The sequence below is a fragment of the Chloracidobacterium thermophilum B genome (assembly GCF_000226295.1).
Classification (GTDB): Bacteria; Acidobacteriota; Blastocatellia; order Chloracidobacteriales; family Chloracidobacteriaceae; genus Chloracidobacterium; species Chloracidobacterium thermophilum.
The window spans coordinates 1,283,390-1,295,412 of sequence record NC_016024.1 but is presented as its reverse complement, the minus strand read 5'-3'; the positions used below and the strand labels follow the sequence as shown (position 1 = coordinate 1,295,412).

General features: G+C 60.8%; 11 protein-coding genes. 6 read left to right on the top strand and 5 right to left on the bottom strand.

What is annotated here, in order from left to right; translation table 11 throughout:
• Positions 1 to 88: 88 nt before the first annotated feature.
• The 3 genes from CABTHER_RS05360 to CABTHER_RS05350 all read right to left on the bottom strand — a co-directional run bounded on the left by CABTHER_RS05360 (position 89) and on the right by CABTHER_RS05350 (position 4,638).
• Positions 89 to 1,642, bottom strand: coding sequence for a glycoside hydrolase family 10 protein (locus tag CABTHER_RS05360; RefSeq protein ID WP_081464716.1), 1,554 nt, complete (start codon positions 1,640 to 1,642; stop codon positions 89 to 91).
• A 101-nt stretch (positions 1,643 to 1,743) separates the two neighbouring features.
• Positions 1,744 to 2,730, bottom strand: a complete 987-nt coding sequence (locus CABTHER_RS05355; RefSeq protein ID WP_014099579.1) for a sugar phosphate nucleotidyltransferase — start codon at positions 2,728 to 2,730, stop codon at positions 1,744 to 1,746.
• Positions 2,731 to 2,742: 12 nt separating this feature from the next.
• Positions 2,743 to 4,638, bottom strand: coding sequence for a DUF4388 domain-containing protein (locus tag CABTHER_RS05350; protein WP_212770329.1), 1,896 nt, complete (start codon positions 4,636 to 4,638; stop codon positions 2,743 to 2,745).
• Between the two features lie 471 nt (positions 4,639 to 5,109).
• On the opposite strand from CABTHER_RS05350, the gene CABTHER_RS05345 reads away from it, so the two are divergent.
• The 5 genes from CABTHER_RS05345 (at position 5,110) to CABTHER_RS05325 (ending at position 9,407) form a co-directional block, all read left to right on the top strand.
• On the top strand, positions 5,110 to 6,096 hold the full coding sequence (locus CABTHER_RS05345; RefSeq protein ID WP_014099577.1) for a VWA domain-containing protein: 987 nt from the start codon (positions 5,110 to 5,112) through the stop codon (positions 6,094 to 6,096).
• An 83-nt stretch (positions 6,097 to 6,179) separates the two neighbouring features.
• Complete coding sequence (locus tag CABTHER_RS05340) at positions 6,180 to 6,965, top strand: hypothetical protein (protein WP_014099576.1); 786 nt, start codon at positions 6,180 to 6,182, stop codon at positions 6,963 to 6,965.
• A 102-nt stretch (positions 6,966 to 7,067) separates the two neighbouring features.
• Positions 7,068 to 7,370, top strand: coding sequence for an FmdB family zinc ribbon protein (locus tag CABTHER_RS05335; RefSeq protein ID WP_014099575.1), 303 nt, complete (start codon positions 7,068 to 7,070; stop codon positions 7,368 to 7,370).
• A 52-nt stretch (positions 7,371 to 7,422) separates the two neighbouring features.
• Positions 7,423 to 8,001: a peptidylprolyl isomerase gene (locus tag CABTHER_RS05330; protein WP_228374079.1), complete on the top strand. Its 579-nt coding sequence runs from the start codon at positions 7,423 to 7,425 to the stop codon at positions 7,999 to 8,001.
• A 26-nt stretch (positions 8,002 to 8,027) separates the two neighbouring features.
• Positions 8,028 to 9,407 (top strand): hypothetical protein, encoded by a 1,380-nt coding sequence (locus tag CABTHER_RS05325; RefSeq protein WP_014099573.1) that lies wholly within the window; start codon positions 8,028 to 8,030, stop codon positions 9,405 to 9,407.
• A gap of 9 nt (positions 9,408 to 9,416) precedes the next feature.
• Here the strand turns inward: CABTHER_RS05325 and rlmB are convergent, their stop codons facing one another.
• On the bottom strand, positions 9,417 to 10,166 hold the full coding sequence (gene rlmB, locus CABTHER_RS05320) for a 23S rRNA (guanosine(2251)-2'-O)-methyltransferase RlmB (protein WP_014099572.1): 750 nt from the start codon (positions 10,164 to 10,166) through the stop codon (positions 9,417 to 9,419).
• A 196-nt stretch (positions 10,167 to 10,362) separates the two neighbouring features.
• Between rlmB and CABTHER_RS05315 the strand changes: the two genes are divergently transcribed.
• Positions 10,363 to 11,478, top strand: a complete 1,116-nt coding sequence (locus CABTHER_RS05315; RefSeq protein ID WP_014099571.1) for a cytochrome D1 domain-containing protein — start codon at positions 10,363 to 10,365, stop codon at positions 11,476 to 11,478.
• A gap of 184 nt (positions 11,479 to 11,662) precedes the next feature.
• On the opposite strand, the gene CABTHER_RS05310 is transcribed toward CABTHER_RS05315, so the two are convergent.
• Complete coding sequence (locus tag CABTHER_RS05310; protein WP_041569100.1) at positions 11,663 to 11,974, bottom strand: hypothetical protein; 312 nt, start codon at positions 11,972 to 11,974, stop codon at positions 11,663 to 11,665.
• Between the last annotated feature and the right edge of the window lie 49 nt (positions 11,975 to 12,023).

The following is a 12,023-nucleotide window of genomic DNA, read 5'->3' as shown; positions in this document are numbered from 1 at the left end:
TCAGCCGCACAGGTTCCAGACGCCTTCATTTTTTTGGATGATTCCGGGCAGGGATTTCAAAAATTCAGTGTAGCAATCCACCACCCGGCTATGCGCGCCACAGAATTGCCCGGCGACCTTCGACTCCACTGCGGCTCACCGGCCAGACGGCAACGGCGCGCGCAGACTCCGGCAAGGCCACCTGGCGCTGTGCGGCGGGTTGAATCTGCAACTCCCAGGTTTCACCGGTCTGGATGGCAATACACCAGCGGGCCACCGGCCGGCTGTCGTCGGTCTGCCACACCGCCACCGGACGACGGAGTGTTGCTGTTGTTCCGACTTCCAGATGCGGCGCCGGGAGAACGGTCGCATCGAGCCACGGCGAAGCCGGAACGAGCGCCGGGACGGAATACACTTCCTGCTGGAGCAAATCTGACAGTCCGCCGCGATTGTGCCGGAACACCCGAAAGCTGAAGTGAATGTTGCCGCCCTGCCGATTGAGCCGCCGGGAAAGCCGGACTTGGGCCGTAATTTCCTGCGCCGGAACAGCGCGCGGCGTGCCATCAGCCACCTTGAACGCGGCGCTGCCAGGCCACACGTGCCGGCGCTGGCGATTTTGCGCCAGCCACCATTCAAGCAACCGGAGATAACTCTGCCGCTCACGCTCAATGGGCCAGTAAAGCTGGGGCGCGAGATAATCCACCAGTCCCTCGGTCAACCACCGGCGGGAGTCGGAACACAACTCCACGTAGGAGTTCAGTCCCTGAATGCCGGGCGGATGATCAGGCTGCCAGATGCCAAAGGGACTGATGCCAAACTTGACGTGGGGCTTGAGGCGACGAATCCCGGCCGCAACCTCGCCGAGGAATTGGTTGATGTTATGCCGCCGCCAGTCGTCCCGTGCGCGCCAGGTCTTGCCCTGACCATAGCGCGCCCAACTGTCATCATCGGGAAAAGGAATGAGGTAGCCGGATACCAGCCGTTCCTTGTACGGGTAGAAGTAGTCGTCGAAGTGAACGGCATCAATGTCGTAACGTTCAACGACATCCAGAATCACCCGGCAGGAATGGGCGCGGGCTTCCGGCTCGCCGGGATCAAGCCAGTGATAGCGCCCGTAGGGCTTGGCCAGGTCGGGACGCCGCCGGGCAATGTGCTGCGGGTCCACGCCGCCCTGTCGCGCCCGGTGCAGCGCCCGAAACGGATTGAACCAGGCATGCAGTTCCATTCCGCGTGCGTGAGCCATCTCGATGGCGTAGGCCAGCGGATCGTAAAACGGCACTGGCGGTCGCCCCATCACCCCGCAGAGATATTCCGACCACGGCTCATAGGGACTCGCATAGAGCGCATCGCACATGGGCCGCACCTGAAAAATCACGGCATTGAAGCCAAGCGCCTGAGCCAGGTCGAATATGGCGCGCAGTTCGGCCTGCTGCTCCTCCGGGGTGAGGCGGCGCGACGAAGGAAAGTCTATGTTTTCGACCGTGGCCACCCAGACGCCCCGGAACTCACGGGGAACGCGCGGAATGTCCCGGTCCAGTGTTTCAGGCGCGTCAGCCCACCCATCCAAACAGCGCAGTACAGGTTCCCCTACGCCAGTTCCCGCCGGACACAAGACCCCACCACAACTGAGCGCAAGATGCTGGAGAAACTCACGGCGTCTCATGACGCATTCACCGCACACATCGAACCTGGCCACAGACGCCGGTGAAAACCCGGCTCACGTTGACCATCAGAATCTGGAATACCTCAGAACCTGGACGAACATCAAAAATGGACAATGAAGTTTTCCCCAACCTGCCTTCCCCTGCCCTCGGCAATGGCGCGCGCCCGTTCCGACACCTCCAGCCGATCGGCCCGCACGACAGCGGCCCGCGACAGTGTCGTTGCTTCCGGGATGGTCACACCGTCTCCGACGATGACTTCGTGCAACTCCACCTTAGCGCCGATGGTGACGTGGTTCCAGAGAATGGTGCGCACCAGACGGGCATCAGCCGCCACCTGGCAATTCTGGCCGCGAATGACCGCCTGCGGATGGCCTGCCAGTTGACAGGACAGGTCAAGGTATCGCTCCAGAGTGCTGAACTCGTACCAGTCTTCATCCGGCCCTGCCACGTGGGCAACAACGCGCTGCCCATCAGCAATGGCGCGGGGATAAACGTCGGTTGTTGTGTGTGAGAACCGGGCGCGTGGGATGTAGTCAAAAATCTCCGGTTCCAGAATCTGAATGCCCGTGAAAAACAACGGCGGCGGATCAGGCACAGCGGCATCTGGCGGCGGCGCAAAGCCCCGGATGGCTCCTGTGTTATCCACTTCGACCACACTGAACCGCTCCCGCCGCCGGTTTGGCTTGAGAATCAATGTTGCCAGTGCCTGCTGGCGGCGGTGCGTCGCCAGCGCCGCCTGAAGATCAATCGTGGTGATGAGCTTGCCGTTCATGACCACAAAGGTTTCCGTTGGATTGAGGAGCGGCCTGGCGTGGTCGAGCGCACCGCCCGTCCCCAGAATCTCATCCGACTCGTGGCTGTAGGCAATGCGGCATCCAAAGGACGCACCATCCCCCAGGACGGCCACAATGGCTTCCCCCCGGTAGTGCAGATTTACCACGAGGTCACGGCAGCCAAAGCGGGTGAGGTAGTCCACGCCATAGGCAATGAGCGGGCGGCCCAGTACGGGGAGGGCCGGTTTGGGACGGTCCAGCGTGAGTGGGAAAAGCCGTGTCCCGAACCCGGCGGCCAGGAGCATGGCTTTCATGGCACCACCTGCTCAACGCTTGAAGAGCTTGCCAAACAGCTCACCGACATCCTGCTGTAGCAGACTTTTCTTGGGTTCTTCGGGTTTTTCCGTCTTTGCCGGGGACTTCGCCGCTGGTGTCTGCGGCTTGGTGGGCAGTTTGGGAGGCACCGGCGCGGCTTTGGCTTCGGTTTCTGACTTCAGCAGAGACAACATCTGTTTGGCCACCGCATTGTCCGGCTGGATGGCCAACGCCGCCTCAAACTGCTTGCGCGCCGACTTTTCCATGCCGGCCTGATGGTACATGTGCCCCAGTGCCAGGTGCGCGTCCACGTAAGTCCCATCAATTTTGAGGATAGCCAGAAGCTGATCTTCGGCTTCCTTGCGCAGCTTCGGATTCTGCATACACAGCGACGCCAGGCGCGAGCGATAGCGGATGACCTCCGGTGCCAGGCGCACGGCTTCGCGCAGGTAGGTTATGGCTGTAATGAAATCCTTGCGCTCAATAGCCGCACAGGCCATCTCATAGCTTCGCGCAGCCGTTTCAGCCGCCGTCTCGGCTGGCGCCGACACAGAGCCGGTGGTTGCCGCCCCGGTCTGCCGTCCCAACCCCTGGCTGGAAGACCCGGTTCGGCTGCCAACAGGTTGTGTGGAAGAGGCGAGTGAGCCAGTTGTGCCAGCGCCGACCGGTGGGATTGGCGGCGTGGGTATCTGCCCTGTCTGGGTGCCGACCGCGGGTTTACTGACCGGTGGCGCGGAGGGCGGACTGGGCGCTGTGACCGAAGCGACTTTGGCTTCGGTCTGTACCGTATTTTCTGGAATCAACCCAATGAACTCATCATACCGTCGCCGGACATCCGGGTCGCGCAGCTTTTCGTAGGCTTCACTGATGCGGGCAAAAATCCATTCGGCGCTTTCCAGGACATCCGGCATCCCCAACGGCCGGTAGCGGTCGGGATGGTACTTTTTCGCCATCTGGTAGTACGAACGCTTGATTTCGGAATCACTCGCCGTCGGCCCCACGTTGAGCATGTCGTAGTAGGTCGTGGTTTTGAGGGACAGAAACTCACGAAACATCTGAAGCTCGAAGCGGGCTTCATCAGGCTTGACAGCTTCCGGCTCCGGGATGCTGTGCGGGGTGGGCGGTGTCGCCACGGGCTGCGGTGTTGCTGGTGGCGGCGCAGCCGGAGCTGCCGGTTGGGGATTGGCCATGGTTGGGCGGGGATGACTTCCCACGAGAATACCGGCACACAGCAGGCCATACACGACCCGCAGGATGGTTGCCTCCGGGACGCCACTGATCAGCACCAGCTCGTCAATTGTCATCCGTCCGGTTATCCGTGACAGGACAAAGCCTTCCGTACCATCGAGCGTTGCGCGCTGAAGCTGGGTTATGGCATCGGGCGACAACTCAATGAACTGCGTGGTTGGCCCAAGCGCGCGCCGTACGGCCTCATCATTGGTCATACGGCGGACGCCCATCAGGATGAGATTGGGAGTCAGCAAATTGAGCTTGACATCGTGGGCTGCGCGCGTGCCCTCCTCGAAGACAAACTCGCCACGCTCCCACTCGAAGGCGGCCAGGATGATTTCGGTGAGGTGCTGGCGCGCATGGGTCTCCACGGCCTCACGGGACATGACGCCCATTTCGACCAGCACCTGCCCAAAGCGCTGTTTGGCATTGGGCTTCTGGACGGCCGCTTCATACTGCTCGCGGGTGATGAGGTCGCGCGCCAGCAGAAAGTCGCCAAGCCGTTCGTGCGGCAGATTGGAGAGGGCAAACACCAGATCACCCTGCTCCACAAAGACGGCGCGCAGCTCACGGTCGCGGGTCAGGCGCAGCAGGCCCGTCCGCCGTGTCAGATGTAAGTCACGGATAATGTCGGCGAAGTTGATAAGTGAAAGCGTGCCCTTCATGGAAGTACCCAAAAGCAGCCTACGAAAAATGCCGAGGGCGCAAGACCAAAGTCGAATGTCTGTGACTTGAGCCGGGATTGACCGTCAAACGACCAGGTGTATCGAGGAAACTGGTGACTCAACGGTCGTGATTGTGCTTTGGTTTTGAGCGCTGCACAAGCCGGTTAAGGCGAAAATTCTCCACGCCTGGAAAATCCCGGCTCAAGTCGGGAAACAGCGCAGGCCGCTCCGGGAAGGCGGACGGATGCAACGGCCCGGTTCTTCAGGAACGCCGCCCGCAGCAAGCAACCTGCCAGTTGGTTTTGCCAACCAAGGACACACCGTTCCGGCTTCTGTCCGGGCTGTTTCGCCTGTCCGCCGATGGATTTCCTGGGTGCGAGGCTTCTCAGAACGACTTTGCCGCGTGTTATGGTTAGCCCGCCGGCCCTCCGGGCAACTCCCCGCTGCATCCCTCCATCGCGGCGGTTTTGTTATGAGGTACTGATGCGCCAGTTTTTGTTCATACTCTGCTGCTTTGGCTTTCTGGGCGGACTGCTCTGCGCGTCACACCAGGCTGGCGTGACGGCCCAGAGCCTTCCTCAGCCGACGGCGGCCACCGGTGGGGAAGAGTTTACCCTCGACGTGGTCAACGTCTCCCTGCCAGTGACGGTCATTGACCGGCAGGGGCGCTTCATTCCCAACCTGGGGCAGTCTGACTTTGAAGTGTTTGAAAACAAGCGTCGGCAACCCATTATTGCCTTCCAGCGCCGGGACGGACTCCCACTCAACGTGGCCATTCTCATGGACACCAGCACAAGCGTGCGTTACCGCCTGGCCTTTGAGCGCGAAGCCATCACGGAATTCCTGAGCAAGCTGCTGGACAACCGCCGCGACCAGGCTTCGTTTGTCACCTTTGATGATGAGCCACGGATTCGGTCCGGCTTTACCAACGACTTCCAGCAACTGGCCCGGGTCGTCAACAGCGTTACGACCGCCAACGGTCGGACAGCACTTTACGACACCATCAAAAAGGTTTGCCTGGAGCACATGCCTTTGGCCAGCACACGGCGGCGCGCCATCCTGCTCGTCACCGATGGCGGCGATACGGCCAGCAGCACAACCCTGGACGAAGCCATTGCCATTGCCCAGCGGGCGGAAGTGACCATCTATGCCATCAGTACCAAGGGCGGCGGCGTGTTTCGCGTTGAAGGCAACCCCTACTTCAACATGGACGACCGCAACCTCAAGCGCCTGTGCAAGGAAACCGGAGGGGATGTCTTTTTCCCCAGCGATACCAAACAGACCAAACGGGCTTTTGACCTAGCCAAAGATTACTTGCGCAACCAGTATTTCCTCGTCTATGAACCAAACGAAAACAGAAACACCAAACACTTCCGGGAAATTGAAGTGCGCATTCCCAAGCACCGGGATGCGCGCGTTCTCACCCGGCGGGGCTATTTTCCGGGTGCGCTGGCAACGGAAGTGAAATAACCGCCGGGACAGCACCAGAACCGCCTGATGGCATCTGTCTGGTGCATCAAGGGCGCGACTCCATGCCAGTTGGGTGAACCCTCATGAACCACCAACCTCTGCTTGCACTTGCGCTCCTGGGCGGCCTTGTCATCTGGCCGGTAGCTTCGGCACAGGCCGACACCATCCGCCTCAAAAACGGACAGACGGTTGTCGGCAAGATCGTCCGCTATGAAAACCGGCGGTTCATCATCGTGTACGAACGGTCTTCGCCCGAAACCCAGGCCACCATTGCCCTTGAGGATATTGAAAGCGTCGAGTTTGACGGACGCCCGCTGCCCCCCGGCTACGGCGGCAGCACCGGTAGCACAAACCCACCAGACACGCGCCCACCCGCCAGCAGTACGCCCCCACCCCGCACGACGCCCCCCTCATCCGGCTCGGCTTCGGGACCTTCCAGCCCGACAACGCCCCCGGCAACCCGTCCCCCAGCAACGGGCGGCAGCACCGGCAGCGGAACTGGCAGCCCAACACTGACCCGGACAGTACAGGTCATCGCCCGCGATGACTGGACCTATACCCAGCTCGACGTGCGCCGTGGCGACCGGGTGCGCATCTCAGCCCGTGGCTCGATCCGGCTTGATAACCGCCGCCAGTCCACTCCGGCCGGCATCGCCGAGGATGACCCGGAGAAACTGATGCCGGGACGCCCCACCGGGGCACTCATTGCCGTCATCGGCGATGACAATGACGACTACATTTTTATCGGCAGTGCCCGGGAATTTGTGGCGCAACGCAGCGGCAAGCTGTACTTGGGCGTCAATGAAGGCGACCTGTCGGACAACAGTGGGAGCTATGAGGCGCAGGTTGAAATTCAAAGAACACCCTGACGCTGGCCCAAATGTTTCCAAACATACTTTCCGCTCTGGGGATGGCTCCGTAACCTTTGAAGGCAAAAGCTTTAGATTCCAAGTCAAGGAAGCGTTCAAGCCATGCCTCTGTATGAATATGCGTGTGAAAGCTGTGGCGCACGGGTGGAAGTCATCCAGAAGTTCTCGGATGCGCCACTCGTTACCTGTTCCACCTGCGGCGCTGACGCTCTGAGCCGTGTCGTGTCAGCACCGGCCATTACGTTCAAAGGTTCCGGCTGGTACATTACGGACTACAGCGCCAAGGGTCGCCAGGAAAACACCTCCACGTCCTCCCGGCGCGAAGGAAGCCAGGCAGAAGCCGCTTCAGACACCGGGACGGCAGCCTCAGCCTCCGATGAGAAATCGTCAGCTCAAGCCGCGTAAATTTTTCCTTCCTGTCTCCGTAACCCGATCCATAACCTTTTTCCTCCCGGTGATGGGAATGCTGCTGGTTGGCAGCTTTCCCCTCACGGCTTGTCGGTCATCGGCAGCTCAGTCGGTGGCGGTCATCAAAACTGAGTTTGGCAATATCGTCTTTGAGTTCTTTCCCGATATTGCCCCAAAGCATACAGCCCAGATTCAGGGTCTCATCCGCAGTGGTTTTTACGATGGGACGGCCTTCCACCGGGTCGAGCCGGGCAGCCTGATTCAGGGTGGTGATCCCAACTCCAAAACCGGGAGCGAAGAGACGTGGGGTATGGGCCGCCCCGACCTGCCCAAGATTCCGGCGGAATTCAGCGCGCTCAAGCACGTGCGGGGTACAGTGTCGGCCGCACGTGTCGCCAATGACAAAAACAGCGCGACGACCCAGTTCTTTATCTGCTGCCGGGCACATCCTGAATGGGATAACCAGTACAGTATCTTTGGCCGGGTGATTGCGGGAATGAACGTCGTGGATATTATTTCCAATGCACCCACGGTCGAAGGAACGTCTCGCCCGAAGCAGAAGATCACGATGCTTTCGGTGACGCTTGAACCACGGAGCAACTACCCACCAACGCCCCCTCAGTTTTGAGTACTGTCTGAGTACCGTCACCGTCTATGCCCAACCGCGATGCCAACCCACCTGACACGGATACGACACGCACCCCCAGCTTGGGCAGCCCTGTCGGGGAAAAGCCCCACCGGCCCGAAGAAAGTGACGACGACATTGCGGCGGCCATTGACGAACTCATCCACCCGACCGGCGCCTTTGCGCCGCCCTCCATCGAAGACCAGCTTGCTACTGAACGCCGGACGGAAGCCGAACTCAAGGGCATGTTCGGCTCCATCGTGTGGGAATTCCTGGAACCCGTCGGACTGTCGCTCTACACCTTGGCGGACTATGTCGCCCGCGCCGGCAATGGCTCGGACCAGAGCCGGGTCGTCAAGGGGACGGTAGACGCCTGTATTGGAGCGCTGCGCCCGCTCATCAAGGCTTCGGAGACAATTCAGTACCACGACATTCTCGATGTGCTGAAGGGCATTGAGCGCCCCCTGCTCGATGTGCGGATGGGCAAACGGACCCTCACCGAGCGCGACACCAAAAACCTCACCCGTGATTTCAATGAACTCCGCCGTCTCATCCGGCAGAGTCTGGCGGATGAACCAGCACCACCAAGCCAAGGCACGACAGACCCCATAGCCGCCACACCTCACATTTCGGATGTTGCGGCGTACTTCAAAACCATTGATCCAGTCAATCTTCAGCGGCTGCACGCGGCAGGAATTACCCGCCTGGGGGACATTGGCACGGCTTCGGCCTACGAACTCGCCACGGCTGCCGGCATCCCTGTTCCCGTGGCCGAGCAGGTCAAAGCTTGTGCCTTTCGGGCGATTCTCGAAGCCGGCACGGGGGCGGGTGGCAGCGCACCTCCAACCAGTCCTCCGAACCCACCACCAGGCAGTCCTTCAACCCCAGCGACGCTTCCCCCACCGGTTTCCGAAACGGCAGAGGCCAGAACCCTTGACACCGCGCCGCCACCGCTCGACATCAGCGGCGAGTTTGCGGCTTTCGCCGGCGATCAACCCATCACGGAACTGCGCCGTCTGGCGCACCTGCGGGAACTCATCCAACAGGAAGGCAACCGGTACAGTCAGGCCGGGGCCCGGCTGAGTATCGAACTGCACCGCGCCCACCGCGCCCTGTTGCAGTTGCGCGCCGAACACAATCGCCTCCGGGGTGAACTGGAGTTTCACCGCGAAGAACTCCGGTCCCTGTTTGACGGGCCAGCGGCCACCTCGGAGCCGGAAGACACCCACAAACACCTTCTGGCTGCCACCCAGCAAACCCTTGATGCGCTCACGGCAGCAGCCAAAAAGGCATCGCTTTTCACCCAACAACTGAACGAAGCCCTGACGGAAGCCCGCGAACTCATCGGCGAAGTCAACGAACTGCGCCGCAGGCGGCGGCTGCGACGTGGCGACTCACGGGAGCCGTAATCGCGCCGGTCAGGCCTGGCCGCCAGCCAGTGAAAGGAGATGGCGCTGCCGGACGGCTTCATACAGTACAACGCCAGCGGCCACTGATACGTTGAGCGAGGTGATATTGCCCAAGAGCGGCAACGACACCACCAGGTCACACCGCTCGCGCACCAGCCGCCGGATACCCTTTCCTTCGCTTCCCAGAACCACCGCCGTTGGCAGAGTAAAATCCCAGCCGACGTATGGACGCTCCCCATCCCGTTCGACCCCGACAATCCAGATGTCCCGTTGCCGCAGGCTGTCGAGAGTCGTCGCCAGATTGACGACCCGCACGACCGGCAGGTATTCCGTCGCGCCGGCGGAGGCTTTGACAACCGTATCGGTCAACCCGACGGCATGGTGTTCCGGGATGATGACGGCGTGCGCGCCGGCACACTCCGCCGTACGGATGACAGCCCCCAGGTTGTGCGGGTCTTCGACCTGATCGAGCACCACCAGCAGGGGACTGCCTGTGATGCCGGACAGCACTTCTTCCAGATCGGCATAGCCGACCGCCGACACCAACGCCACAACGCCCTGATGATTGGCCCGGCGGGTGATGGCATCGAGCCGGCTGCGTTCGACTTCGGACAAGGGGATACGCGCCTGCCCGGCCAGCGCGCGCAGTTCCTGCCACCGGTGTGGCTTTGTGCCGTGCGCCAGCCACACTTCCTTCACCCGCCGCTTGCCGCTGCGCAGGGCTTCCAGAACCGGTGCGATACCGTAAATCACAGCCATATTGTCTTTCTCGGCAGTTCCGCGCCCCGCTTTACGTTACCAGATGATTGTTCCATCAGAGCTTCTTCAATTACCTTCGCCTCGCGGCCGGCTTTGCGTTAGGCTCTCGCAGAAGCGCCCATCCAACCTGTCACGGTCAACACAGAAATAGACATTCCAAGACAGATATTCAACTGCCCCTGAAGGAATCATCTCCATGCGCCCCGGTTTCAGCCCACTGTCCCTGGCTGTCCTGCTCATCATCCTGGCGGCCTGCTCCACGCCCAAATCCACCTCACTGGCGGCTCCCACACCTTCGCCATCAGCCTCCAACCCGACTTCCACACCTGATCCCTGGGCGGACATCCGACCGACTGGTGGAACCATTACCGGACTCAAGCTGGTCAAAAAGCTGAACGTTCCGGCCGGGCCCAAGTCGCTGCGCGTCCTCCCGGACGGCAAACGGGTCATGACGTGCAACCTCTACGGCCATCAGGTGACGTTCATTGACGCCCAAACCTATGAAATTCTGCGCAAAGTCCCCGTCGGTGGTGAGCCGGTCGAATGCACCTTCACCAAGGGCGGCAAATATGCCTGGGTGTCACTTTACGGCAGCGAGCGGGTTGGGGCCACGAGCGTCGTGGTGGTTATTGATACCGAAACCTACCAGATTGTCGCCCGGATTCCTGCCGGGCGCGTACCGAAGGTTGTTGCCGAAAGCCCCGATGGCAAGTGGGTTTATGCCGCCAACTGGCTCTCCGAGTCCATTACGGTCATGGACGCCGAAAAATTGACCAAGGTCAAGGATGTTCCCGTTGGAAGGGTTCCGCGTGGCATCTGCTTTGCACCCGACGGCAAGCTGGCTTACGTCTGCATCATGGGTGGGCACAGCCTGGCGGTCATTGATGTCGAACAGGGCCATCAGAAGGTCCGTGACATTGAAACCGGTTACAACCCGCGCCACGTCTGCGTTTCACGCGATGGCAGGCTGCTCTATGTCGCCCTCAACGCTTCCGGGACACTCATCAAAATTGACCGTGCGACGGAAACCATTATCGGGCGTGCCAAAACCGGAACGCAGGCACGTTCGACCTCACTTTCCATTGATGATCGCTATGCCTTTGTGTGCAACTACGAAGACAACAACCTCGGCGTCGTTGATCTCGAACAGATGAAACAGCTCTTTACGGTCAAAACCGACGTGCACCCGATTGGCGTGACGACCATGCCCGATGGCAAATATGTGTGGGTGTCGAACTACCGCCCCAGCACGGTCTATGTGTTTGAGATTGAATATGCCGCCGCTGGGAGCACGGGCGTCCCAAATTCCTGAGAGTGCGGGCGTCTCGCCCGCATCTTTTGCTGGAGAACCGGGCATCCGCCCGCATGTCCGCCGGATGTTATTCAACCGTCGCTGACGCGACGGAACGACTTGGTGACACCTTACCCGGCATTGAAATGCCGGGCTAAATTCAGGCGTCGCTACGCGACGTAGGACGATGTGGGATGCCCGCGCCTCAAACCTGTCGCGTAGCGACGCCTGAATTTAGCGTGGGTTTCAATCCACGGATCGCGGCATCCCCGCAATCGTCCCCCGTCGCGTAGCGACGGTTGAATTGAGGCGTGGGTTTCAACCCACGAATCCCGGGCATCCCCGTATCGGCCGCGTCACGTACGGGCAACCGCCACACCCGCCGGATTGGAATCCCCATCGTCGCGTAGCGACGGTTGAATTTAGCCGTGGGTTTCAACCCACGAATCCCGGGCATCCCCGTATCGGCCGCGTCACGTACGGGCAACCGCCACACCCGCCGGATTGGAATCCCCATCGTCGCGTAGCGACGGCTGAATTTAGCCGTGGGTTTCAACCCACGGATC